Source organism: Pandoraea nosoerga, from assembly GCF_902459585.1.
GTDB classification, from domain to species: domain Bacteria; phylum Pseudomonadota; class Gammaproteobacteria; order Burkholderiales; family Burkholderiaceae; genus Pandoraea; species Pandoraea nosoerga.
On the sequence record NZ_CABPSC010000013.1, the window covers coordinates 122913 to 147251 of the forward strand.

The 24339-nt window shown below is 67.1% G+C and carries 23 protein-coding genes; 13 read left to right on the forward strand and 10 right to left on the reverse strand.

What is annotated here, in order from left to right:
* The first annotated feature begins 63 nt into the window (after nucleotides 1-63).
* Nucleotides 64-1365, forward strand: a complete 1302-nt coding sequence (locus PNO31109_RS16690) for a sulfate adenylyltransferase subunit 1 (RefSeq protein WP_150556572.1) — start codon at nucleotides 64-66, stop codon at nucleotides 1363-1365.
* A gap of 127 nt (nucleotides 1366-1492) precedes the next feature.
* Nucleotides 1493-2284 (forward strand): uroporphyrinogen-III C-methyltransferase, encoded by a 792-nt coding sequence (gene cobA / locus PNO31109_RS16695; protein WP_150556573.1) that lies wholly within the window; start codon nucleotides 1493-1495, stop codon nucleotides 2282-2284.
* Nucleotides 2285-2413: 129 nt separating this feature from the next.
* Here the strand turns inward: cobA and PNO31109_RS16700 are convergent, their stop codons facing one another.
* The 3 genes from PNO31109_RS16700 to lptF are packed head-to-tail and all read right to left on the reverse strand — an operon-like array spanning nucleotide 2414 to nucleotide 5071.
* On the reverse strand, nucleotides 2414-2794 hold the full coding sequence (locus tag PNO31109_RS16700) for a sirohydrochlorin chelatase (RefSeq protein WP_150556574.1): 381 nt from the start codon (nucleotides 2792-2794) through the stop codon (nucleotides 2414-2416).
* 10 nt (nucleotides 2795-2804) lie between these two features.
* Complete coding sequence (gene lptG, locus PNO31109_RS16705; protein WP_150556575.1) at nucleotides 2805-3944, reverse strand: LPS export ABC transporter permease LptG; 1140 nt, start codon at nucleotides 3942-3944, stop codon at nucleotides 2805-2807.
* The gene (lptF, locus tag PNO31109_RS16710; protein ID WP_150556576.1) at nucleotides 3944-5071 is read right to left on the reverse strand and encodes an LPS export ABC transporter permease LptF; all 1128 of its coding nucleotides are present in this window, start codon (nucleotides 5069-5071) and stop codon (nucleotides 3944-3946) included. Before lptF ends, lptG begins: the two co-directional genes overlap by 1 nt.
* A 92-nt stretch (nucleotides 5072-5163) precedes the next feature.
* Between lptF and PNO31109_RS16715 the strand changes: the two genes are divergently transcribed.
* From PNO31109_RS16715 to PNO31109_RS16725, 3 genes are read left to right on the forward strand one after another with little or no spacing between them, the layout of a single operon-like run.
* A complete protein-coding gene (locus PNO31109_RS16715; protein ID WP_150556577.1) occupies nucleotides 5164-6675 on the forward strand; it encodes a leucyl aminopeptidase in 1512 nt (503 codons plus the stop codon).
* Nucleotides 6672-7088, forward strand: coding sequence for a DNA polymerase III subunit chi (locus tag PNO31109_RS16720; RefSeq protein ID WP_150556578.1), 417 nt, complete (start codon nucleotides 6672-6674; stop codon nucleotides 7086-7088). Before PNO31109_RS16715 ends, PNO31109_RS16720 begins: the two co-directional genes overlap by 4 nt.
* Before the next feature lie 2 nt (nucleotides 7089-7090).
* Nucleotides 7091-7441 (forward strand): DUF2486 family protein, encoded by a 351-nt coding sequence (locus PNO31109_RS16725; protein ID WP_174966439.1) that lies wholly within the window; start codon nucleotides 7091-7093, stop codon nucleotides 7439-7441.
* Between the two features lie 197 nt (nucleotides 7442-7638).
* On the opposite strand, the gene PNO31109_RS16730 is transcribed toward PNO31109_RS16725, so the two are convergent.
* The 3 genes from PNO31109_RS16730 to ilvD (PNO31109_RS16740) all read right to left on the reverse strand — a co-directional run bounded on the left by PNO31109_RS16730 (nucleotide 7639) and on the right by ilvD (PNO31109_RS16740) (nucleotide 11964).
* On the reverse strand, nucleotides 7639-8010 hold the full coding sequence (locus tag PNO31109_RS16730) for a c-type cytochrome (RefSeq protein WP_174966440.1): 372 nt from the start codon (nucleotides 8008-8010) through the stop codon (nucleotides 7639-7641).
* Between the two features lie 201 nt (nucleotides 8011-8211).
* Nucleotides 8212-9885: a dihydroxy-acid dehydratase gene (gene ilvD / locus PNO31109_RS16735; RefSeq protein WP_150556580.1), complete on the reverse strand. Its 1674-nt coding sequence runs from the start codon at nucleotides 9883-9885 to the stop codon at nucleotides 8212-8214.
* A gap of 210 nt (nucleotides 9886-10095) precedes the next feature.
* On the reverse strand, nucleotides 10096-11964 hold the full coding sequence (gene ilvD, locus PNO31109_RS16740) for a dihydroxy-acid dehydratase (RefSeq protein WP_150556581.1): 1869 nt from the start codon (nucleotides 11962-11964) through the stop codon (nucleotides 10096-10098).
* Between the two features lie 176 nt (nucleotides 11965-12140).
* Here ilvD (PNO31109_RS16740) and PNO31109_RS16745 point away from each other — a divergent pair, with 176 nt between their 5' ends.
* Nucleotides 12141-13079, forward strand: coding sequence for a LysR family transcriptional regulator (locus tag PNO31109_RS16745; RefSeq protein WP_150556582.1), 939 nt, complete (start codon nucleotides 12141-12143; stop codon nucleotides 13077-13079).
* A gap of 202 nt (nucleotides 13080-13281) precedes the next feature.
* On the forward strand, nucleotides 13282-14169 hold the full coding sequence (gene lgt / locus PNO31109_RS16750) for a prolipoprotein diacylglyceryl transferase (protein WP_150556583.1): 888 nt from the start codon (nucleotides 13282-13284) through the stop codon (nucleotides 14167-14169).
* Between the two features lie 91 nt (nucleotides 14170-14260).
* Here the strand turns inward: lgt and PNO31109_RS16755 are convergent, their stop codons facing one another.
* A complete protein-coding gene (locus PNO31109_RS16755) occupies nucleotides 14261-14932 on the reverse strand; it encodes a GntR family transcriptional regulator (protein ID WP_150556584.1) in 672 nt (223 codons plus the stop codon).
* A gap of 417 nt (nucleotides 14933-15349) precedes the next feature.
* Here PNO31109_RS16755 and dctP point away from each other — a divergent pair, with 417 nt between their 5' ends.
* From dctP to PNO31109_RS16780, 5 genes are all read left to right on the forward strand, one after another.
* Nucleotides 15350-16396 carry a TRAP transporter substrate-binding protein DctP gene (dctP, locus tag PNO31109_RS16760; protein ID WP_150556585.1) on the forward strand — a complete coding sequence of 349 codons (1047 nt, stop codon included), beginning with the start codon at nucleotides 15350-15352 and terminating at the stop codon, nucleotides 16394-16396.
* The gene (locus PNO31109_RS16765) at nucleotides 16393-17001 is read left to right on the forward strand and encodes a TRAP transporter small permease (protein ID WP_150556586.1); all 609 of its coding nucleotides are present in this window, start codon (nucleotides 16393-16395) and stop codon (nucleotides 16999-17001) included. Before dctP ends, PNO31109_RS16765 begins: the two co-directional genes overlap by 4 nt.
* Complete coding sequence (locus tag PNO31109_RS16770) at nucleotides 16998-18341, forward strand: TRAP transporter large permease (RefSeq protein WP_150556587.1); 1344 nt, start codon at nucleotides 16998-17000, stop codon at nucleotides 18339-18341. The genes PNO31109_RS16765 and PNO31109_RS16770 overlap by 4 nt, the downstream gene beginning before the upstream one ends.
* A gap of 128 nt (nucleotides 18342-18469) precedes the next feature.
* Nucleotides 18470-20068 (forward strand): malonyl-CoA decarboxylase domain-containing protein, encoded by a 1599-nt coding sequence (locus tag PNO31109_RS16775; RefSeq protein WP_150556588.1) that lies wholly within the window; start codon nucleotides 18470-18472, stop codon nucleotides 20066-20068.
* A 45-nt stretch (nucleotides 20069-20113) separates the two neighbouring features.
* Nucleotides 20114-20893, forward strand: coding sequence for an enoyl-CoA hydratase/isomerase family protein (locus tag PNO31109_RS16780; RefSeq protein WP_150556628.1), 780 nt, complete (start codon nucleotides 20114-20116; stop codon nucleotides 20891-20893).
* Here PNO31109_RS16780 and PNO31109_RS16785 read toward each other — a convergent pair.
* On the reverse strand, nucleotides 20890-21117 hold the full coding sequence (locus PNO31109_RS16785; RefSeq protein WP_150556589.1) for a hypothetical protein: 228 nt from the start codon (nucleotides 21115-21117) through the stop codon (nucleotides 20890-20892). The two genes, PNO31109_RS16780 and PNO31109_RS16785, sit on opposite strands and share 4 nt — an antisense overlap.
* Before the next feature lie 26 nt (nucleotides 21118-21143).
* On the opposite strand from PNO31109_RS16785, the gene PNO31109_RS16790 reads away from it, so the two are divergent.
* Nucleotides 21144-22676 carry a malonate--CoA ligase gene (locus tag PNO31109_RS16790; protein ID WP_150556590.1) on the forward strand — a complete coding sequence of 511 codons (1533 nt, stop codon included), beginning with the start codon at nucleotides 21144-21146 and terminating at the stop codon, nucleotides 22674-22676.
* A 197-nt stretch (nucleotides 22677-22873) separates the two neighbouring features.
* On the opposite strand, the gene PNO31109_RS16795 is transcribed toward PNO31109_RS16790, so the two are convergent.
* A complete protein-coding gene (locus PNO31109_RS16795; RefSeq protein ID WP_150556591.1) occupies nucleotides 22874-23581 on the reverse strand; it encodes an SIMPL domain-containing protein in 708 nt (235 codons plus the stop codon).
* Nucleotides 23582-23761: 180 nt separating this feature from the next.
* Nucleotides 23762-24226: an EVE domain-containing protein gene (locus tag PNO31109_RS16800; RefSeq protein WP_150556592.1), complete on the reverse strand. Its 465-nt coding sequence runs from the start codon at nucleotides 24224-24226 to the stop codon at nucleotides 23762-23764.
* Between the last annotated feature and the right edge of the window lie 113 nt (nucleotides 24227-24339).

A 24339-nucleotide genomic window follows, 5' to 3' on the forward strand; every position in this document is an offset into this window, starting at 1 on the left:
CACCGGCCCGACGGGCGCGCCGCAACACCGCGCCGGGGGCCTTGCAATCGAGTTGAATAGACCATGAGCCTCACCCCGCATCAGGAAGACCTCGGCGTGCTGCGTTTCATCACGGCGGGCAGCGTCGACGACGGCAAGAGCACGCTGATCGGCCGTCTGCTTTACGACAGCAAGTCGGTGCTCACCGACCAGCTCTCCGCGCTCGCCCGCGCCAAGCACAAGCGCACCGCCGGCGAGGACATCGACTTCGCCTTGCTCACCGACGGCCTCGAAGCCGAGCGCGAGCAGGGCATCACGATCGACGTCGCCTATCGCTATTTCACGACGGCGCGCCGCAAGTTCATCATTGCCGACACGCCGGGCCACGAACAGTACACGCGCAACATGGTCACGGGCGCCTCGACGGCGCACGCGGCGATCATTCTCGTCGACGCCACGCGCGTGAGCGAAGTGAACGGCCGCACCGAATTGCTCGCTCAAACCAAGCGCCATAGCGCGATCGTCAAGCTGCTGGGCCTGCAGCACGTGATCGTCGCCATCAACAAGATGGACCTGGTCGATTACAGCGAGACCACGTTCAACGCCATTCGCGCCGCCTACCTGGAGCTCGCCCATCGCCTGGGTCTGGAAGGCGTGCGCTTCGTGCCGGTCTCGGCGCTCAAGGGCGACAACATCGTGTACGCGAGCGAGCGCATGCCCTGGTATCAGGACGAGCCGCTGCTCGACGTGCTCGAATCGCTGCCCGTCGCGCAGTCCGGCGGCGAGCTGCGTTTCCCGGTGCAACTGGTCGCGCGCCAGGACGGCTCGCATGCCGACGATTTTCGCGGCTACATGGGCCGTGTCGAATCCGGTACAGTGCGCGTGGGGCAGGCGCTGCGCGTGCTGCCGGCCGGGCGCACCGCGACCGTGGCCGAGATCGTCGGGCCGCGCGGTTTGCTCGACGAGGCGTTCGCCGGGCAGTGCGTGACGATTCGACTGGCCGAAGACGTCGACGTCTCGCGCGGCGACACGTTCGTGGCGGCCGAGTCGACGCTGGCGCCGTCGCGCAAGGTGGCCGCCGACGTCTGCTGGTTCGACGAGGAGGCTCTCGCCCCGCAGCGCAAGTACCTGCTCAAGCAGGCGACCAGCACGGTGTACGTCAAGATCGGCAGCGTCGATACGGTGCTCGACGTGAGCACACTCTCGCACGGCACGGACAAGGCCACGCTCACGATGAACGACATCGGCCGCGTGCAGCTGAGCCTGCAAAAGCCGCTTGCCGCCGATACTTACGACGCGAATCCGGCCACGGGCGCGTTCGTGCTCATCGACGAAGCGACGCACCATACCGTGGCGGCGGGCATGATCCGTTCGCTCGCCGCGTAAGCCGCCGCAGGCGTTATCCATTGGCGCGCATGCCTCGGCATTCCCGCGCATTCTCGCTACTTCGGATGCTCGGATGCACGGCCCCCGCAAAGGGGCCGGCCTCCGGCTCCACCAAAACGGTCGCATCATGACGACGACGCACTCACAATCCGCTCCGGCACCCGGCAAGGTGTACCTCGTTGGCGCCGGCCCCGGTGCGGCCGACCTGATCACGGTGCGCGGCGCGCGCCTGTTGGCCGAGGCCGACGTCGTGCTGCACGACGCGCTCGTCGAGCCCGAGATGCTGGCCCTGTGCCCACAGGCGAAGCTCGTCGCCGTGGGCAAGCGTTGCGGCAAGCACTCGAGCGCGCAGCACTTCATCAACAAGCAGCTCATCGATCACGCGCGCACGCACCGGCGGGTGGTGCGCCTGAAGGGCGGGGACCCGATGCTGTTCGGCCGAGCCGACGAGGAACTGCGCGCACTCGAAGGCGCGGGCATCGAAGTCGAGGTCGTCCCGGGCATTACGGCGGCGCTGGCCGGTGCGGCGGCGCTCGGGCGCTCGCTGACGTTGCGCGGCGTGGCACGCAGTGTGGCGTTCGCCACGCAAAGCCGTGCGCCCGAGTCGGCCGAGATCGCGGCACAGGCGTCGGCGGATTCGCTGGTCTACTACATGGGGCGCGACGCAGCACAGCGCATTGCGGGCGAGCTGATCGACGCGGGCAAGCCGGCGGGCACGCCCGTTGCGATCGTGGAAGCGGCGACGACGCCGCGCGAGCGCCGCGCACTGCTTTCGCTGCAGGCGTTGCGCGACGGCGCCGCCTCGTCCTGGTTCGATGCCGCCCAGCCCAGCGTGCTGCTCATCGGCGACGTGTTTGCCGGCGCGAACGCGCAGCGCATCTCGCGCTGCACGGCGCAGGTCGCGCGCGAGGCCGCTTGAGGTCGCGCGAGGTCGCCTGAGGTCGCCTGAGGTCGCGTGAGATCGCTTGAGGCGTCGCGGCAGGGCGGTCAGGCAAGGTCGCCGGAAGAGGCTGAAAGAGGCTGAAAGAGGCTGAAAGAGGCCAGGAAATCAGGCGCGGTCGAGTTCGCTGGCGCAGAAGGCGACGATGGCCTGCAGCACGGTATCGTCCTCCCCAACGGGGACGCTCACGCGCACCGTCAACCCCGCATGCGCCTGACGGCAGGCCTCGACGAGCACGGGCAGGTCGCGCCGCACATGCCCGCCCTGGCCCAGGAACACCGGCACCACGGTGACCGTGCGACAACCCTGCGCCGCGAGTTCGGCGACGGCGTCGCCGAGACTGGGCGTCATCAATTCCAGAAAAGCGAGACGGACGACGGCGTCCGGGCGTTGCGCACCGAGTTTCTCGCGCAGCCGCTCGAACGGCTCGGCCCAGCGCGGATCGCGCGAGCCGTGAGCGAAAAGGACGATGCCGGCCGGGCCACTCATGGGTGTGCGCTCAGTGTTTGTCGACCCAGCGCAGCGCGGCGACGGCGAGCACCAGATAGAGCAGTGAGGGCAGCGCGGCGGTGAACCACGCGGGCCAGGTATTGAGCAGCCCCAGATGCGAGAACAGATTGTTGAGCAACTGGAAGCTCATACCGAGCATGATGCCGCCGAACACCTTCAGGCCGATGGCCCCCGCGCGCGCATGCAGGTACGCGAACGGCAGCGCGAGCGCCATCATCACGAACACGGCGAACGGGTACAACAGCTTTTGCCACAGCGCGAGGCTGTAACGGTCGGTGTTCTGCTGGTTTTCCTTCAAGTGACCGATGTATTGGTACAGGCTGCCGATGGCCATGTTGTCCGGCGAGACCATCAGCACGGACAGGATCTGCGGCGTGAGCTCCGAGCGCATCTGCACGGTGCCGATGTGCACCTGCTTGCTCTGCACCAGCGCGCGCAGCGGATCGGTGCTCGAGGCGGCGTCGTCCGCGGCGGTAAACACCGTCTCCGAGACATCGGTGAGCTTCCAGTAGTTGGGCGACTGGAACTGGCCCTTCTTGGCGAGGCGCACGCTGTCGAGCCGCAATGCGGCGTCGAATTCGTAGATGCGCACGTCCGCGATGGTGTTGTCCGGGTTGAGCGTGCCCACGTTGATGAAGCGGGTGACGCGCGTGCCGTTCTGATCGACCGTGTCCTTGACCCAGACGCCCGAGCGGAATCCGGCCGAGACCGAACTGCCCAGCGCCTCGAGACGAATTTTCTGGGCGAGCTGCTCGGCGTTTGGCGCCACGTATTCGCCGATCAGGAACGTGATCAGCACGATCGGAAAACCGATCTTGAGCAGCGAGCGCAGCGCCTGTCCGGTCGACAGCCCCGAGACGCGGAAGATCGTGAACTCCGAATTGCCGGCCAGTTGCGCGCAGACGTAGATGGCGGCGATCAGCGAGGCGACCGGAATGATTTCATACATGCGCTGCGGCGCGAACAGCATCACATACGCCAGCGCGTGCTGGAAGCGATAGCCGCCGCGGCCCACGTCGCCGAGCTCGCTCACCAGATCGAAGAAGACGAACAGGCCCACGAACGCGAGCAGCACGAACAGGAACGCCAGATAGATCTGGCGCGCGAAGTATTTCTCGTAGACGCGCATCAGCGAACGCCTCCCGAGGCGCGAGCCGCCGTATTCGTCGAATTCCGGCGTCGGCCGAACAGACCACGGAAGCGCACCCGGCGCACGTAGAGCAGCACGATGATGCACAGCGCCAGCGCATGCAGCAGCCACACGCCGATGGCCAGCGGCAGGCGCTCCTGCGCCACGTAGGCCTGCGAGAGACTGAGCAGGTTCGTGTAGGCGAGGTAGATGAGCACGGCCATGACGAGGTTGATCGTGCGGCCATGGCGCGGGTTCTGATAGGCGAGCGGCACGGCGAGCAGCACGAGCGAGAGCGCGAGCAGCGGCAGGCCGACGCGCCAGACGATTTCACCGCGGAAGATCGGATTCTGGATCTCGTGCAGCAGCCGCATGGTCGGCACGCCCTTGGTCGGCGTGTTGTCGACCTCGGCGGTGGCCGGGTTGTCGATCTTCACGCCGTAGCGTTCGAACTCCATCACGCGATAGTCGGGCTGGCCCGGTACGCCGTCGTAGCGGCGGCCCTTCTCCAGCACGATGTAGCGGTTGCCGTCCTTGGCCGTCTCGATGTGGCCGTCCTTGGACACGACCACGTTGACCTTGCCGTTTTCCGTGCCGGAGACGAACACGTTGTGGACCCTGGTTGCGTCGGAGGACACCGTCTCCACGAAGAACACCCGATGGCTCGACGCGCTCTCGCGGAACTGTCCCGGCGAGATCATGGAGACGTCGTCGCGCTGCGCGAAGCGGGTCTCGAGCGCGGAGATCTGCTGGTTGGCCCACGGCCAGGCGACGAGCGCGCAGAACGTGATGACGGCGAGATACGGCGCGGCGAAGCGCAGCACCGGCCTGATGAAGTCGGTAATGGACAGGCCCGAGGCGAACCACACGACCATCTCGGAGTCGCGGTACCAGCGGGTGAGGACGAACAGGATCGAGACGAACAGCGTGACGATCAGGATCACGGCGAGGTAGCCGATCACGGCAAGGCCGATGAGTACGAGCACATCGCGCGGATCGGCTTTCCCCGACGCGGCGAAGCCCAGGATGCGGATCATCATGGTCGTGAGCATGACGGTGATCAGCACCATGAAGACGGCCCCGGCGGTGTAGTTCAGCTCGCGCTGCAGGGAACGCTGAAAAATCATGTGATGGCGATTGGGGAGCTCTCGCGGTTGGGCGAGCGCAGAAAAAAAGCGGATAATTGCGGCTCGAACGAATTTTACCCGAGGAAAGCGCGATGGACTTTAGCACAAAAGCCTTCGATTCGACCAAGGCGGGCCAGGCCGGTCTTGCCAACGCAAAGACCGAGTGTCTGGTGGTCGGCGTGTTCGAGCAGCAGCCGCTCGCGGGCCTTGCCAAGGCGCTCGACGCGGCAAGCAAGGGCCTGCTCGCACGCATGGTCAAGCGCGGCGAACTCGACGGCAAGCTCGGCAGCACGCTCATGCTGCACGAGGTCGCCGGCTGGAGCCCGGCACGTGTGCTGTTCGTCGGTCTGGGCCGCGAGGACCAGCTCTCGCAGAAGGGGTTCAACGAAGCCACGCGCGCCGCGGTGCGCGCCGTGCTCGCCTCGCGCGCCGCGGACGTGCTGTGGACGCTGCCGCAAGCGAAGGTCGCCCAGCAGGATACCGCCTGGGCCGTGCGCGCTTCGGTGCTGGCCCTGCGCGAGGCCACCTATCGCTTCACGCAGATGAAGAGCAAGGTCGAGCCGGCCAACACCGCGCTGCGCAAGGTCGTCTTCGCGGTGGCGCCCGAGGCGCTCAAGGCCGCGCGCCAGGCCGCCAGGTACGGCGAAGCGATCGCCAACGGCATGGCGCTCACCAAGGATCTGGGCAACCTGCCCGGCAACGTGTGCACGCCGACCTATCTGGCCGACACCGCCCGCAAGCTCGCCCGCGAGTTCAAGCTCAAGGCCGAGATTCTCGGACCGAAGCAGATCGAAGCGCTCAAGATGGGGGCGTTCCTGTCGGTCGCCCGCGGTTCGGTTCAGCCGCCGCAGTTCATCGTGCTCAGGTACGAAGGCGGCGCGGCCAAGCAGGCGCCGATCGTGCTGGTCGGCAAGGGCGTGACGTTCGACTCGGGCGGCATCTCGCTCAAGCCGGGCGAGGGCATGGACGAGATGAAGTACGACATGTGTGGCGCCGGGTCCGTGCTCGGCACGATCCGTGCGGTCGCCGAGATGGGCCTCAAGCTCAACGTCATTGCCATCGTGCCCGCCACGGAGAACATGCCGAGCGGTCAGGCGACCAAGCCGGGCGACGTGGTGACGAGCATGTCGGGGCAGACCATCGAAGTGCTCAATACCGACGCCGAAGGCCGCCTGATCCTGTGCGATGCGCTCACCTACGCCGAGCGCTTCAAGCCGGCCGCCGTGATCGATGTCGCCACGCTGACCGGTGCCTGCATCATCGCGCTGGGCCACGTGAACTCGGGCTTGTTCTCCAGGAGCGACGCGCTTGCCGACGAGCTGCTCGCCGCCGGCCGCACGACGGGCGACACCGCCTGGCGCCTGCCGGTCGAGGACGAGTATCAGGAACAGCTCAAGTCGAACTTCGCCGACGTGGCGAACATCGGCGGGCGCCCGGCCGGCAGCGTGACCGCGGCCTGCTTCCTGGCGCGCTTTACCGAGAAGTACGAGTGGGCGCACCTGGATATCGCCGGCACCGCGTGGAAGAGCGGTGCGGCCAAGGGCGCGACGGGCCGGCCGGTGCCGTTGCTCACGCAGTTCCTCATCGATCGCGAAGCCCGGTGACACGCGTCGATTTCCACACTCACGTCGCGGACCGGCTCCAGTATGCGTGCCGGTTCGCGCGCAAGGTCTACGGCACCGGGCAGACGCTCGTCGTCGTGGGCGAGCCCGATATTCTGCGGGCGTTCGACCAGACGTTGTGGACGTTCTCGCCGCTGGAATTCGTGCCGCACTGCTTCGCCCGCGATCCGCTCGCGCCCCGCACGCCGGTGGTGCTGGCCGCGCCCGACGAAGAGGCGCAGCACCACCAGGTCCTGCTCAATCTGGCGGCGAGCGTGCCCACGCACTTCGCGCGCTTCGAGCGCGTGGTCGAGATCATCGGCGACGCCCCCGAGGAACTGTCCGGCGCGCGTGAGCGCTACCGGTTCTACCGCGATCGCGGCTACACCCTGAACAATTACGACCAGAGAGGCTGATCGTGACCCACGAGCCCGAGCGCGCCGACCCCGGTATTCCCACGCTGACCGAAGTGCTCGCGCCGGGCGACGCCGCGCCCGCGCCGGCGGCCGAGCAGGCGGCCGAGCGGGGCGTGCCGGCCGACGTCGCGGTCTTTGCCGAGCGCGTGAGCACACGGCTCACGCGGCAACTGGCCGACGAGATCACCACGATGGTCGAGCGCCGCTGCCACGATGCGCTGATCGACCAGACGTCCTGGCTCGTGCAACTGATCGGCAAGCAGGTCGCCGACGCCCTGCAAGCGCAATTGCCGGACAGGATCCGGCAGGCGGTCATCGACGAAGTCGCGAAGCAGTCCCGCTCGCAGGGATAGCACGAAGCCGCGAAGCGGCCGGACGCGCGGCGCGGCCGTGCGCCCGGTCGATGATGACGGCGTGGGCAGCAAGTGGGGGCTCGGAAAGGCGACGGTGGGCGCTCTCGGGAGTGCGCAGGCCGGCATGCACCGGCGCGAGCCGCCTCAAGCCAGCTCAAGCCACCTCAAGCCCCCTCAAGCCCCCTCAAGCCGCGGGTTCAGCGTGCCAGCCCGAGAATCCAGCGTGCCAGCCGATTCGCCTCCTCCGGGGCGACCTGCGGGCCGGCGGGCATCGGAATGCTTCCCCACTTGCCACGGCTGCCCTCCGCAATGGAGTGCGCGATGACCTCGGCGGCCTTCGGCTGTCCGGCATACCGCCGGGCGATGTCACGATACGACGGCGCCAGCAGCGTGCGATCCGTGGCATGACACGTCATGCAGTTCCGGTCTCGGGCGAGCTTCTCGACGGCGCGAGCGTCGGTGGCGGCGTCGGCGGTGGCGGGGCCCGTCTGCGCGGTTGCAGCGCCTGCCGCGAAGAGGAGCCCCGCAACGATCATCGCAGTCGCAGACTGGCCGGCAAATGGCTTCATTCGAGCGTCGTATCCGGGAAGTGGAGGGTGGTTTCGGCAGCAATATAGCACTTGCGCACCGCTGCACGGACCTCCTGCCGGGCGGATTTGCGCCATCGGCGCAAGCCCTGCGATGCGAAATCGCACGCGCGCGAAAAAAAACGACACGTCCGCGGGCAGGCCGGACGTGTCGTCGGTGCAGCGCGAAGTCGTGCGATCGGGTCAGCCGGTCACGGCGCCCTTGTTGGCCGGCTGGGCCAGTGCCGCGTACTTGGCGAGCACGCCTCGGGTATAGCGGGGTGCGGGCGCTTTCCACGCCGCGCGGCGCCGCGCGAGCTCGTCGTCGGGCACGTTGAGCTGCAGCAACAGCTTGTGCGCGTCGATGGTGATCGAGTCGCCTTCCTGCACGAGCGCGATGGTGCCGCCCACGAACGCCTCGGGCGCCACGTGCCCGACCACCATGCCCCACGTGCCGCCGGAGAACCGGCCGTCGGTGATGAAGCCCACCGATTCGCCCAGACCCTTGCCGATGATGGCCGACGTCGGCGCAAGCATCTCCGGCATGCCCGGGCCGCCCTTCGGGCCGAGGTAGCGCAGCACGAGCACGTCGCCTGCCTTGATCCTGTCGGCGAGAATCGCCTCCATCGCACTTTGTTCGTCGTCGAACACCCGCGCCGGACCCGTGATGACCGGGTTCTTCAGCCCCGTGATCTTGGCCACCGCGCCGTCTTGCGCAAGATTGCCCTTGAGGATGGCGAGATGGCCTTCCTTGTACAGCGCACGCTCGATCGGGAAGATCACTTGCTGGTCCGGGCTCGGCACGGACGGCACGTGCTCGAGTTCCTCGGCGATCGTGCGGCCGGTGATGGTCATGCAGTCGCCGTGAAGCAGGCCGGCATCGAGCAGAATCCTGAGCACTTGCGGAATGCCGCCGGCCCTGTGCAGGTCCGTCGCGACATACTTGCCCGACGGCTTCAGATCGCAGATGACCGGCACGCGCGCGCGAATGCGTTCAAAGTCCTCGATGCTCCATTCCACCTGCGCCGCATGCGCGATCGCGAGATAGTGCAGCACGGCGTTGGTCGAGCCCCCGGTGGCCATGATGAGCGCCACGGCGTTTTCGATGGACTTGCGCGTGATGATGTCGCGCGGCTTGAGGTCCTTTTTCACGGCTTCGACCAGCACGCGCGCCGATTCGGCCGCGGAGTCCACTTTTTCCTGATCGGGGTTGGCCATCGTCGACGAGTAGAGCAGCGACATGCCCAACGCCTCGAACGACGAGCTCATCGTGTTGGCCGTGTACATGCCGCCGCACGAGCCGGTCGACGGACATGCGTTCTTCTCGATACCCTTGAAGTCGGCCTCGGTCATGCGCCCGGCGGTGAATTCGCCGACGGCCTCGAACGAGGAGACGATCGTCAGATCCTTGCCCTTCCAGTTGCCCGGCTTGATGGTGCCGCCATAGACGTAGATGCCCGGCACGTTCATGCGCGCGAGCGCAATCATGCCGCCCGGCATGTTCTTGTCGCAGCCGCCGATGACGACCACGCCGTCCATCCATTGGCCCTGCACCGCGGTCTCGATGCAGTCGGCGATCACTTCGCGCGAGACGAGCGAGTACTTCATGCCCTCCGTGCCCATCGACATGCCGTCGGAGATGGTGGGGGTGCCGAAGATCTGGGGATTGGCCTGATGGGCCTTGATCGCTTCGACAGCGGCGTCGGCAAGACGCTGCAGCCCCGCGTTGCACGGGGTGATGGTGGAATGGCCGTTGGCCACGCCGATCATCGGGTTGTCGAAGTCTTCTTCCTTGTAGCCCAGCGCGTAGTACATCGAGCGGTTGGGCGAACGCGCCACGCCCTGCGTGACATTGCGCGAACGACGGTTGAATGCCATGACGTCTCTCTCCTGTGGGGATGCGCTACGCCGCGGCCTGTCGCGGCATAGCGCATAGGCGTTGTTGTATCACGCTGGGATGCCGGGCGCACGACCCGGGCTGCGACGTGCCGCCCGCGGTGCGTGTCGAGCGCGGTCCCGCGATCGGGGACGGCGGGGGCGGCGGCAAGCATCTGGCGTGCCGCCGCGCCGGGTCAGGCGCCGGCGCGCTCAACCGCGCTTGGCGAGCTTCAATTGCGACAGGTCGCGCACGGCGCCGCGGTCGGCCGACGTCGCGAGCGCCGCATAGGCCTGCAGCGCCTGCGACACCACGCGTTCGCGCGCCACCGGCTGCCAGGCCTTGTCGCCGCGCGCTTGCATCGCCGCGCGACGACGCGCGAGTTCCTCGTCCGACACGGCCAGGTGCATCTTGCGCCGGGTGATGTCGATCTCGATCACGTCGCCGTCTTCGACCAGGCCGATCGTGCCGCCTTCGGCCGCTTCCGGCGAGGCGTGGCCGATCACCAGGCCCGACGAGCCGCCCGAGAAGCGGCCATCGGTGAACAGGGCGCAGGTCTTGCCCAGGCCCTTGGACTTCAGATACGAGGTCGGGTAGAGCATTTCCTGCATGCCCGGGCCGCCCTTCGGGCCTTCGTAGCGGATCACCACTACGTCGCCCGGCTGCACCTTGTCGCCCAGGATGCCCTCGACGGCGTCGTCCTGGCTTTCGAACACGCGGGCGCGGCCCGTGAAGACCCATTGCGATTCGTCCACACCGGCCGTTTTCACGATGCAGCCCTTCTCGGCGAGGTTGCCATACAGCACGGCCAGGCCGCCGTCCTTCGTGTAGGCGTTTTCCTTGCTGCGAATGCAGCCCGTCTCGCGGTTGAGGTCAAGCGACGGGTAGGTCGACGACTGGCTGAACGCGATGGTGGTGGGCACGCCGCCCGGCGCGGCGCTGTAGAACGTCTGCGCCTTGTCGCCGGCACCGCCGGCCACGTCCCACTGCGCGATGGCGGCGCCCAGCGTGCCGCTGTGCACGTTGCCGCACGAGGTGTCGAGCAGGCCGGCGCGCGAGAGCTCGCCGAGAATGCCGATGATGCCGCCGGCGCGGTGCACGTCCTCGATGTGGTACTTGTCGGTCGCGGGCGCCGCCTTGCACAGGCACGGCACCTTGCGCGAGATGCGGTCGATGTCGGCCATCGTGAAGTCGACGCCGGCTTCCTGCGCGGCGGCGAGCAGGTGCAGCACGGTGTTGGTCGAGCCGCCCATGGCGACGTCGAGCGTCATGGCGTTCTCGAACGCGGCCTTGGTGGCGATGCTGCGCGGCAGGACCGAGGCGTCGTCTTCCTGATAGTAACGGCGGCACAGATCGACCACGAGACGGCCGGCCTGCTCGAACAGGCCCCGTCGCCAGGCGTGCGTGGCCACGATCGTGCCGTTGCCCGGCAGCGCGAGACCGATGGCTTCGGTCAGGCAGTTCATCGAGTTGGCGGTAAACATGCCGGAGCACGAGCCGCACGTGGGGCACGCGCTGCGCTCGACTTCGGCCACGTCGGCGTCGCTCACGTTCGGGTCGGCGGCCTTGATCATGGCGTCGATCAGGTCGATCTTGGCGATCACCTGGCCGTCGCCTGACTTCACCTTGCCGGCTTCCATCGGGCCGCCCGAGACGAAGACGACCGGGATGTTCAGGCGCATGGCGGCCATGAGCATGCCCGGGGTGATCTTGTCGCAATTCGAGATGCACACCATCGCGTCGGCGCAGTGCGCATTGACCATGTACTCGACCGAGTCGGCGATCAACTCGCGCGAGGGCAGCGAGTAGAGCATGCCGCCATGCCCCATGGCGATGCCGTCGTCAACGGCGATGGTGTTGAATTCCTTGGCCACGCCCCCGGCCGCCTCGATCTCCTTGGCCACGATGGCGCCGAGATCGCGCAGGTGTACGTGACCCGGCACGAACTGCGTGAAGGAGTTCACCACGGCAATGATCGGCTTGCCGAAGTCGCCGTCTTTCATGCCGGTGGCGCGCCACAGCGCGCGGGCGCCGGCCATGTTGCGGCCGTGGGTGGAGGTGCGGGAACGGTATTGAGGCATGGTCGTCTCTGGAACGCTGTACTTATGGGGAAGGGCCGTCGGGCCGTCCGGCTTTTCTTGTCGGCGTCCGCGCGCTGGGAGCGCACGGCGCCGGTCTGGCCGGACGTCAAGATTCGTCTTTCCTTGAGTGCTTGTCAAATATATTATTTGACTCGAATTGAGTCGAAAAACATATCATGGACTTACGCCAACTCCGGTATTTCGTCGCGGTCGCCGAAGAGCGCCATTTCGGCCGTGCGGCGCAGCGCCTGTCGATGACGCAGCCGCCGCTCTCGCAGCAGATCCGGGCACTGGAGACGTCGCTCGGCGCGCCGCTTTTCGTGCGCACCAACCGTTCGGTCGAACTCACGGCAGTCGGGCGGCAGCTCTTGCCCGAGGTGCGGCGCGTGCTGGCCGATGCGGACGCCTTGCCCGCGCTTGCGCAGGGTCTCGCCCACGGCGAAGTCGGCACGCTTTCGCTGGGTTTCGTATCGACGGCCGACTACGGCGTTCTGCCCCCGCTGCTGCGCGAATTCGGCGAGCGTTATCCGCGCGTGCGCCTGCAATTGCTCGAAGCGACGAGCGACGTGCAGGTCGAGGCCCTCATGGACGGGCGCATCGACGCCGGTCTTTTTATCCCGCCCGTGCCGGCGCGCTACGCCAGCGAACTGTCGTACCTGCCGATCGTGCGCGAGCCGCTGATGCTGGCGCTGCCGGCCGGCAAGGGCGAAGCGGCCACCGGCGCCGACGGGCTGCCCAGCGGCACGGTGAGCCTGGCCGACTACGCCGACGAGCCGCTCGTCATCTTTCCGCGCCGCGTGGCGCCCGCGTTTTACGACATCATCATGGAATGCTATGCGGCGCTCGGTCTCACGCCGCGCGTGGGGCAGGAGGCCATTCAGATGCAGACCATCGTGAGCCTGGTGTCGGCGGGCATGGGCGTGGCGCTCGTGCCGCAGTCGCTGTGTCACCTGCGCCGCACCGGCGTGACGTACCGGTCGTTGCGCGAGACGAGCGCGCTCATCGAGACCGGTCTGCTCTGGCGCACGGCCGAAGTCACGCCCGTGCTCGAAGGCTTTCTGCAGACGGCCCGCGGTATTGCGCTCACCCCGCCGGGCGCGATGCTGGCCGGCTGACGGCGCCTCACCTTCGCGACGGGACGGCGATGCCGCACGCGAGCAGGCTCGTGGTATCGTGCTGCCCATCCCAGCGCGCCCCCGGATTCGTTGCAAGCGCAGCGCCGGGAAGTGTCACACGCACACGGCAGGCTTTCGGCGCAATGCCCGGGCGCCGCGCGCCGCCATGGAACTTTCGTTCACGAACCGATTCTTCTCATCCATGCTGATTCATCCTCAATTCGACCCGGTCGCGATTCATCTCGGCCCACTCGCCATCCGCTGGTACGGCCTGATGTACCTGGTCGGCTTCATCCTCTTCCTGCTCGTCGGCCGCCTGCGCGTGCGCCAGCCGTCCATGGCGGCGCAAGGCTGGAAGGCGCAGGACCTCGACGACATGCTCTTTTACGGCGTGCTCGGCGTCGTGCTGGGAGGCCGTCTGGGCTATGTGATCTTCTACAAGCTGTCGTTCTATCTGGCGAACCCGCTGGACATCTTCAAGGTGTGGGAAGGCGGCATGTCGTTTCACGGCGGCTTTCTCGGCGTGCTCGTTGCGATGTGGCTGTTCACGCGGCGCCGCGGCCATTCGCTGCTCGAAGGCACCGACCTCATCGCGCCGATGATCCCGCTCGGCCTGGCCGCCGGTCGCCTGGGCAACTTCATTAACGGCGAGTTGTGGGGGCGCGTGACGAGCCCCGATTCGCGCTGGGCGATGCTCTTTCCGCAGGCCGCCGTCGAGGACGCGCGGTGGGTCATGGCGCATCCGCAGGCGATGGCCGACAGCGCCATGCAGATGATCTTCGCTCAATACCATGGGCTGCCGCGCTATCCGTCGCAACTGTTCGAGGTGGCGCTCGAAGGCGTTGCGCTCTTCGTGCTGCTGTGGATCTTTTCGCGCCGCGCGCGCCCGCTCGGCGCCGTGTCGGGCATGTTCCTCGTGGGCTATGGCCTGTTCCGCTTCCTCGCGGAGTTCACGCGCGAGCCCGACGCTTTCCTCGGGCTGCTCTCGTTCGGCCTGTCGATGGGCCAGTGGTTGTCGCTGCCGATGGTGCTCGCGGGCGTGATCATGCTCGCGTGGTCTTATCGCAGGCCGGTGACCTCGGCCGCCTGAGGCTTCTCCGGCGGCCTCTGGGCGTCCCTTTCGGGTGGGGCGCCCCCAAGGACCACTCGCGGGGCCACCCCAGGCCCCCCCCCGCCTTTTCTCAACCGGCCTTGCGCTCCAGGGCCCGCAGCGAAGCCATCAGATCGGCGAAACGCTCGCCCTGCACGGTGACGTGCGCGCGCAGCCGCTCGGCTGCCGCCTCGGCGTCTCCCGCCTCGATCGCGCGGAACACGCCGTCGTGCTCCGAAAAGGAGTGCTGCGGCCGGTCGCGCACGCGCAACTGCAGGCGCCGATAGACGCGCAGCCGCCGGTGCAACTGCAATGCGGTTTCCTGCAGATACGCATTGTGGCTCGCCTGATAGATCAGTGCGTGAAAGTGCGCGTTGACTTCGTAATAGGTGTCGATGTCGCGCGCCTCGGCCGCCGCGCGGCTCGCTTCGTGCGTGGCGCGCAGCGCTTCGAGTTCGTCTTCGGTGATGCGGCGCGCGGCCAGCCGGCCGCACATCGATTCGAGCTCGGCCATGACTTCGAACATCTCGCACAGACGCTGCGGATCGATCTGCGCGACTACCGCGCCACGGCGCGGCCGGATTTCGATCACGCCGGCCGACGCGAGCTGGATCAGCGCCTCGCGCAAGGGGGTGCGCGACACGCCGAACGCGCTGGCGAGCTCGACCTCGTCGAGCCGCATGCCCGGCGGGTATTCGCCCACGGCAATCCTTTCCTCGATGGCCTGTCGCAGCGCCTCCGATCGCTTCGGTTTTACGCTCATGACGCTCTCGCTCGGTCGTGGTCCTGTCCCGCCGCGCGGCGGGACGAACGGTCAGTCGGGGCTGCGGGGGGTGTCGGGGCAGTGGGCTTCATCGTCGCCAAAGTAACGCGCGAAAGTCGCGCTGAAGATCGGGGTAAACGCCAGAAATGTATTTTTTGTGGCGTCGATTTGTATACACGGTGTTGGAATAACTATACGATTTGATTCCGAGAGCGGCAACTCGCGCACTCAGAACACCCAAAAACAAGCAGTCATCCGTACATGCAGTGCCGGCGGAGCCGGTGCACCCCGGGGCGGGAACCGATCCCACCGATGTCGTCCATGTTGTCAACGTCATCGGCCTGGTCGGACCTGTCGCGGGCGATGTCAGGCACCGGTTGCGCTGGTTCATCACTGACAGAAGCGACAGGAGACGCCATGGAGACAACACCTTCCCCGCTGCGGCGGCAGCTCATGCTCGGGGCCGCGTCGGCCCTCGTGACCGGCGGTCTGGCCGGCCCATGGGGCGGCGCATTCGCGCAGTCCGGCCCGCTCAAGATTTCCCATCAATTCCCCGGCGGCACGCTCACGGAAGGGGACTTCCGCGACCGGTTGTGCCGCAAGTTCGCGCAGGAAGTCGAGAAGCGCACCAACGGCGCACTCAAGTTCCAGGTCTATCCGGGCAGCTCGCTCATGAAGACCAACGCGCAGTTCTCGGCGCTGCGCCGCGGCGCGCTCGACCTGTCGCTGTATCCGCTGCCGTATGCCGGCGGCGAAGTGCGCGAGCTCAACATTGGCCTGATGCCGGGGCTCGTCACCTCGTATGCGCAGGGCAACGCGTGGCGCAATGGCGAAATCGGCAAGGTGCTCTCGGGCGTGCTCGCCGAAAAGAACATCGTGATCGTGAGCTGGGTCTGGCAGGCGGGCGGGGTGGCGAGCCGCACGGCGCCGCTCGTGGCGCCGGAGGACGCCAAGGGCCTCAAGGTCCGCGGCGGCAGCCGCGAGATGGACATGATGCTCAAGGAGGCGGGCGCCGCCGTCATTTCGCTGCCGTCCAACGAGCTTTATGCAGCCATGCAGACCGGCGCGATGGACGCGGCGATGACCTCGTCCACGAGCCTGATGTCGTTCCGTCTCGAAGAGGTGTCGAAGCATTTGACCACCGGCCGCAACAAGTCCTATTGGTTCATGCTCGAGCCGCTGCTGATGTCCAAGCAGGTCTTCGACAAACTGCCGAAGGACCAGCAGCAGGTGATCCTGCAGGTCGGCGCGGAACTCGAGGCGTTCGGCACCGAAGCGGCCAAGGCCGACGACGCCCAGATCGCGAGCGTGTATACGAAGGCCGGGGCGAAGGTCTATGACCTGGACGAAGCAACGGTCATGAAGTGGCGCGAGATCGCGCGCCGCACCGCGTGGAAGGATTACGCGAGCAAGTCGGACACGTGCGCGAAGCTGCTCGCACTGGCCGAGAAGGTGCCCGCATGAGCGGGGCCGACGTGAGGGCCGTGCCGGCGGCGGCGCGCTCGCGCACGCTGCGGCGGCTCGACGCCCTGCTGCAGGGCGTGAGCCGCCTGCTCATGGTCGTGTGCATGTTCGCGCTCGTCGGGGCGGCGCTGGTGCTGAGCTACAGCGTGTTCGCGCGCCACGTGCTCAAGCTTGCCACCGACTGGCAGGACGAAGCGGCGGTCTTCATGCTGGTCGGCGCGACGTTCGTGTCGGCCGCGCACGTGCAGCACCTGCGCGGGCACATCGGCATCGAAGCGATCACCACGCTGCTCTCCGCGCGCGTGAACCGGGTGCGGCGCTGGCTCGTGGACATCGCCACGCTGGCGTTCTGCGCCTTCTTCGCGTGGAAGTCCTGGACGCTCTTTTGGGAAGCCTATGTCGACGGGCAGACCAGCAGCTCGACGTGGGGGCCTCCACTGGCGATTCCCTACGGACTGATGGCGTTCGGCATGACGCTGCTCACGATGCAGTTGCTTGTGCAGGTGGCGATCGGCGCGTGTGAGATGCGAGGCGCGGAGGCCGCCGGCGGCGCAGCTCACGCCGGCGCGCCGGTGGGGCCGGGGCGGACGGGAGGGCACGCATGAGCGAGCTTGGCATTGGATTGCTCTACGGCGGCGCAACGCTCGCCGCCATGTTCTCGGGCATGCCCATCGCGTTCGCGCTCGGCGCGGTCGCGGTGGTATTCATGTTCGGCTTCATGCCCGCGTCGTCGCTCGATACGGTGACGCAGAACGTCTACGAAGAGATGGCGAGCATCACGCTGCTGTCGATCCCGTTGTTCATTCTGAAGGGCGCGGCGATCGGCAAGTCGCGCGCGGGGCAGGATCTCTACCTCGCGCTGCACGCGTGGATGCGGCGCATTCCCGGCGGTCTGGGCATTGCCAACGTATTCGCCTGCGGGCTGTTCGCGGCGATGGCCGGCTCCAGCCCCGCCACGTGCTCGGCCATCGGCAGCGCCGGCATTCCGGAGATGCGCCAGCGCGGGTACTCGCCCGGCTTCGCCGCCGGCATCATTGCCGCGGGCGGCACGCTCGGCATTCTGCTGCCGCCGTCGATCACGATGATTCTCTATGCGGTGGCCGCCGAGCAGTCGCTCGGACGTCTGTTCCTCGCGGGCATCGTGCCAGCCCTGCTGCTGGTGGGGCTCTTCTCGTGCTATGCGGCGTGGCGTTATCGCAAGGAGTACGGGCTTGCGCAACTGGCGCTCGCGCGCGACGGCACGCCCTCGCCGTTTCCGACCGAGCCGCCGGCCACGATGCGCGAGAAGCTGGCGCTGCTGCCGCGCGTGCTGCCGTTCGTCACGCTGCTCATCGGCGTGATGGCGGCGCTCTACGGCGGCTACGCCACGCCGTCGGAGACGGCCGGGCTCGGCGGCCTGCTGGCGCTCGCGCTCATCGCCGTGATCTATCGCATGTGGCGCCCGCGCCAGCTCGCCCCGATCCTCACCGGCACGCTGCGCGAATCGACCATGCTCATGTTCATCATCGGCATGTCGCTGCTGTACTCCTACGTCATGAGCTATCTGCACATCAGCCAGTCGGCCGCGCAGTGGATCGTGGGGCTGCATCTGTCGCGCTGGGTGCTGCTCACGGCGATTCTCGTGATGGTCGTGGTGCTCGGCTTCTTCCTGCCGCCGGTGAGCATCATCCTGATGACGGCGCCGATCATCCTGCCGCCGCTGCGCGCCGCCGGTTTCGACCTCGTGTGGTTCGGCGTGGTGATGACGATCGTCATGGAACTGGGATTGATTCATCCGCCCGTGGGGCTCAACATATTCGTTATCAAGAACACCGCGCCCGATATCGCGCTGCGCGACATCGTGTGGGGCGTGATGCCGTTCGTGGCGCTGATGATCCTGGCCGTCGTTCTCATTTGCGTGATGCCGGGTCTGTCGCTGTGGCTGCCGGACCGGTTGATGGGATGACGGCAGCGGGCGGCATGGGCGAGGCGGGGGATGGACGCGGCCACGGCGGGCGCCGCAAGCGCGATGCACTGTCGTGCGGTTTTGTCGTGGAGATCCGCGCCGCAGGGCGCAAGCATTGAGAGGAAGCCATGAAGGATGAGCCGAACACGTCTGCAACGTCTGCTACCGCAACCTCGGGAAGCGCCGCGTCGATCGCCGCCGCGTCTTCGGGCCGCGGCTCGCCCGATGCGGCGACGGAGGTGAGCGCGCCGGTGCCGTCGCCCAAGCCGTCGCTTGGCGAGCGGCTCGGTCAGTGGTTCGGGCGCGGCATGGGCAGGTCCGGGGGGCAGGGCGGTGGGCCGGGGGGCGGCAAGGGCGACGGCAAGGGCGATGGGAAGGGCGAGGGCAAGATCGAGCCCGTGAAATTGTCGACGCGCGCGGAAAATGCGCTGCGCCGTCAGTTGTCGCAATGCCTGTCGGCGCGGCTCACCGATACCGCGGCGAACGAGGCGGCGCGCGAATTCATGGCGCGTTACACCGGCGCGTCGCCGGCCGAGCAATTGGCGTTGCTCGGTGTGGTAGCGGACATTTGCGCCAACGACGGCAACCCCGGCACCCATCCTGGCCTCAATGCGCGCGAGCAGAGCACGAAGGACGGCAGCAGGGACGGCACCAGGGACGGCGAGAGCGCCAGACGCGGCGCTGGCGGGCTGGCCGGCGCGCTCGGCAGCGCGCGCGTGCGGTTCCTCAAGCGCTTTAACGCGTTGCCCGACGGTTTGCCGTTTCTGGTGCGCTGGCGTGCGGATATGCTGCATCATCGCGCCGCGCTGCCCGGCCTCGCGGCACTCGAAGAGGACCTGGGCAGCCTGTTCTCCACATGGTTCGACGTGGGCCTGCTCGAGCTGCATCCGATTACCTGGGACTCGCCGGCGTCGCTGCTCGAAAAGCTCATGCGCTACGAGGCCGTACACGAAATCTCCTCATGGACGGACCTGCGCAACCGGCTCGATTCCGACCGACGTTGCTACGCGTTCTTCCATCCGCGCATGCCGCGCGAGCCGTTGATCTTCGTCGAAGTGGCGTTCGTGCCCGACATGGCGGCCGAAGTGCACCTGCTGCTCGACGAGCAGGCGCCGCTCGAGGACCTGCGCCGCGTGCGCTGGGCCATCTTCTACTCGATCTCCAACACGCAGCCCGGGCTGCGTGGCGTGAGCTTCGGCAACTTCCTGCTCAAGCGCGTGATCGACGAGCTCCAGGTCGACTTCCCCAAGCTGCGCAACTTTGCCACGCTCTCGCCGATTCCCGGCTTCAACGAGTGGCTGCGTCAGCTATCCGCGCAGGCGCTGGCCGAAGTGCTCGGCCCGAAGCGCCAGAAGCTGCTGGCGCAGGAAGCGTCGCTGGCCGACGGCGCGTCGGGAGCGCAGATGGTGGCGTGGCTGCAGGCGTCGCCCGAGCGCAAGGGCACGCAGGCGTTGCAGCGCACGCTGGGCGAGGCGCTGGCGGCGCACTATCTGGCGCGCGAGTTCGTGCGCGGGCAGCCGCGCGACCCGGTCGCCCGGTTCCACCTGGGCAACGGCGCGCGCGTGGAGCGCATCAACTGGCATGCCGACCTGTCGAAGAAGGGCGCCCGGCAGTCGTGCGGCATGATGGTGAATTATCTGTACGAGCCCGAGGAGCTCGACGCCAATCTGCAACGGCTCATCGACGGCCAGCCGGCGCTCGGACGCGCGGTGGCGCGCCTGCTCTGAGCACGGCGGCGATCGACACGAAAAAGGGAGACATCTGTGAGTGAAGTGCTGCGCGACGACCGCGCGCTCGACGAAGGGTGGGTCACGCTGACGCTGTCGAACCCGGCGCGACTCAACGCCATCTCGGTGGCGATGTGGCGCTCGCTGCGCGAGCATGTAGAGGCGCTCGACGCCGACGCGCGTGTGCGGGCCATCGTGATTCGCGGCGCGCAGGGCAACTTCGCGGCCGGGGCCGACATCGAGGAATTCCCGGCCGAGCGCGGCAGCTACGACGCGTTGCGCCGCTATCACGGCGAGATCATCGGCCCGACGCTGGAGGCGCTCGCGCGCTGCCGGCATCCGAGTGTGGCGCTGATCGAAGGCGTATGCGTTGGCGGCGGACTCGAGATCGCGGCGCACTGCGATCTGCGCATTGCCGGCGAGAGCGCGCGCTTTGGCGTGCCGATCAACAGGCTCGGGTTTCCGATGGCGCCGGGCGAGCTGCGCGGCGTGCTGGCGCTCGTGGGCCGGGCGGTCGCGCTCGAGATTCTGCTCGAAGGGCGCGTGTTCGGCGCGACCGAGGCGCGCGAGAAGGGACTGCTCACGCGCGTGGTGGCCGACGAGGCCGTCGAGGAAGCCGGCCGTGCCTGCGCGCGACGTCTGGCGGCTGGGGCGCCGCTAGCCGCGCAGCTCAACAAGTGGCTGATCGCGCGTCTCGCGCCGCCCGTGCCGCCGCTCTCGGAAGCCGAGTGGCAGCAGGCCTTCTCCTATTGGGATTCCCAGGATCATCGCGAGGGCGTCGCTGCATTCCTCGAGAAGCGGCCGCCGAAATTCGAGGGGCGCTAGCAGGCAGGTACCGCGCTTTCCTTGGCGGCTCCAATGGTGGTTCCCATTGCCGCTCGATCGCGGCTCGATCGCGGCTCGATTGCGGCTCGATTGCGGCTCGATTGCGCCTCGATGGCGGCCCCCAGGGCGCCCCAATGGCGGTCGCGGCCGCGCCGGCGCGCGGTGCCGACGAGATGCAGTATGCTGCCGCGTCTGCCGTTGAAACCTTTTTTCTGTTGATGCATTCATCGTTTCGTATCCGGTTCCGTTTATGACGCAAGACGCCAACCTCTATCGACTGTTCGCCGAACGTTTTCCCGCCGACAAATCGGCGTGCGCCATCGAGACGCCCGAGGGGCTTTACTACAGTTGGGACGACATCGAGCGCGCCAGCGCTCGCATGGCGAACCTGCTCGCCAGCCTCGAGCTCACGCCCGGCGCACGTGTGGCCGTGCAGGTCGAGAAGTCGCCCGAAGCCCTGTTGCTGTATCTCGCGACACTGCGCGCCGGCTACGTGTATCTGCCGCTCAATACGGCGTATCGCGAAGCCGAGATCGCGTATTTCGTCGAGAACGCGCAGCCCGACGTGGTCGTGTGCAGCCCGGCCAATTTCGGCTGGGTCTCGAAGATCGCGTTCACGAGCGGCGCGAAGCACGTATTCACGCTGGGCGAGGACCGCACCGGTTCGCTGCTCGAGCGCGCCGCGTGGTTCGGCGACACGTTCGAGACCGTGCCGCGCGCGCCGCACGATCTGGCGGCCATTCTGTACACCTCGGGCACGACCGGGCGCAGCAAGGGCGCCATGCTCTCGCACGGCAACCTCGCGAGCAACACGCGTGTGCTGCATGCGTTCTGGGGTTGGGGCGAGCGCAGCGGCGGCGACGTGCTGCTGCACGCGCTGCCGATCTTCCACGTGCACGGGCTGTTCGTCGCGAGTCATGCGGCGCTGTATTCGGGCAGCAAGATGATCTGGCTGCCCAAGTTCGACGCGCGCGAGGTGCTGCGTCAGTTGCCGCGCGCCACGGTATTCATGGGGGTGCCGACGTATTACGTGCGGCTGCTGGCCGAAGCGGGGCTCGATCGCGAAGTCTGCCGCAATGTTCGTCTGTTCATCTCGGGCTCCGCGCCATTGCTGCGCGAGACGTTCGACGCGTTTCGCGAGCGCACCGGTCACACGATTCTCGAACGGTACGGCATGTCGGAGACGGTCATGCTCGTCTCCAATCCGTATCACGGCGATGCGGCGCGCGTGCGCCGGGCCGGCACCGTGGGCGTGCCGCTGCCGGAAGTGTCGGTGCGCGTCGTCGACGATGAGGGCCGGCCGTGCGCGCAAGGCGAGATCGGCCACATTCAGGTGAAAGGGCCGAACGTGTTTGCCGGCTATTGGCGCATGCCGGAGAAGACGGCCGAGGAATTCACCGCCGACGGGTTTTTCAAGACGGGCGACGTCGGCAAGTTCGACGAGGATGGCTACGTGCACATCGTCGGCCGCTCGAAGGATCTCATCATCTCCGGCGGCTACAACGTCTATCCGAAGGAAATCGAAGGATTCATCGACGAGATGGACGGCGTGGCCGAGTCGGCGGTCATCGGCGTGCCGCATCCGGATTTCGGAGAGGCGGTGGTCGCCGTGGTCGTGCCGCGCAACGGCGCGGCGACGCCCGACGAGCGCACCGTCATTGATGCGCTCAAGCATCGCATCGCGAATTTCAAGGTGCCCAAGCGCGTGCACTTCGTGCCCGAACTGCCGCGCAACACCATGGGCAAGGTGCAGAAGAACGTGCTTCGCGAGCGCTTCAAGTAAGCCGCGGCCACTCGCACCCGCGACATGTGACACGCGACCACGCCACATGGTGTGGTGACGCCTTGTTGCGGTGTGGGGTGCGGTGCGGAAACGTCGCGATGTGATCCGTAGTGCTTCGTTGGCCGAATAAAGCAACGCCGCCCTCGAGGGGCGGCGTCTTTCCATTGCGAGGACGGCGACCGGCCGCCGACGCCGGCTTACTTCATCTGCACGGTGCCGGAGACGGTCACGGTGACTTGCGTCTTGCCGCCTTCGAGCTGCATCGGCGGCGCGGCGTCGGCGCTCGCGCTCATCGCCATTGCCTTCATGGCATACGGACGCGGCATGACCGGGGCGTTCGTGCCGACCTGCACCTGGCGGATGGTGTAGCTGCCATAGCCGAACGCCTTCGTGTTGCTCTGCGCCTGATCGCGGAACGCCTGGATGGCCTGGTTGGTCAGCTCCGCCTGCGTTTTCTCCTGCGCTTCACGCGAGAGCGAGAACGATACGCCGTCCATCTGCATCTGGCCCGAGATCTGGCTCGCGAGGCGCGATGCCGCGCCGAAGTCCTTCGACGTCATCTGCAATTCGGTGCGGCCGCGCCAGGCGGTGATCTTGCCATCGCGATTGGTCGTCGGATACAGCGAAACGTTGCCGGTCTGCACCTGCACGGTGTTCTGGCCCTTGGCAATGGCCATCGCGCTGTTGGCCTTTTGCGTGAGGTTGCGCGAGACGGTGGCGGCGTCGGGACCTTGCTCCTGCGCGGACATCGTGATGTGCACGGTGTCCTGCTCGACTTCCTTCGTGGCGTGGGCCTCGAGGCCCAGCACGCCCGCGACATTGCGGTTCGGATCGTCACCCGACTGGGCGTAGGCGGCATTGGCGGCCGTGGCGATCAGGAGAGCGGCGGCGAGAGATTTGCGCATAGTTGTGTCCTTTTTCGAATGTGAGTTCGCGTCTTGGCGGCGAACGTTTGACCGGTTGCCGACTCACACATGCACGCGTTCCGGCAGCGCCGAGAGCGCTAGTGGGTACGTACTATGCGTGTGCCGATAACGTTATACAGACGCTATCGCCACAATTTTGGTTCCCTGGATACCCGGCTCCTAGAGTAAGTGCTTCGTGATGAATCGCCAGTGCTCGGGCGAGACCGGCGTGATCGACAGCCGGTTGCCGCGCGCGAGCACCAGCATGCCTTCGAGTTCCGGCGTCTGGCGCATTTCCGTGAGCGGCACGAGGCGGGTCTTGCGATCGAGCTTGACGTCGACGAGCAGCCAGCGCGGCGCTTCGGGCTTCGACTTGGGGTCGAAGTACGGGCTCTTCGGATCGAACTGCGTGGGGTCGGGGTAGGGGGGGGAGGCCACGGTCGCCAGACCGGCAATGCCGGGTACGGCGCAACTGGAGTGGTAGAAGAGCACGCCGTCGCCGACTTGCATGTCGTCGCGCATGAAGTTGCGCGCCTGATAGTTGCGCACGCCTGTCCACGGCAGGGTCTTATGTCTGGCAGCGGCAAGATCGTCGATGCTCGCCTCCTCGGGTTCCGACTTCATCAACCAATAACGTTGCGTCATGACGTTTCACGGTTCGGATGGGTGCAACGCAGGCAAACGTCGGTCATCGGCGCCGGAAGGCCTCTCATTTGTCGCCGATCGTTTGCCGCGCTGCGATATTGGGCCAATTCCTA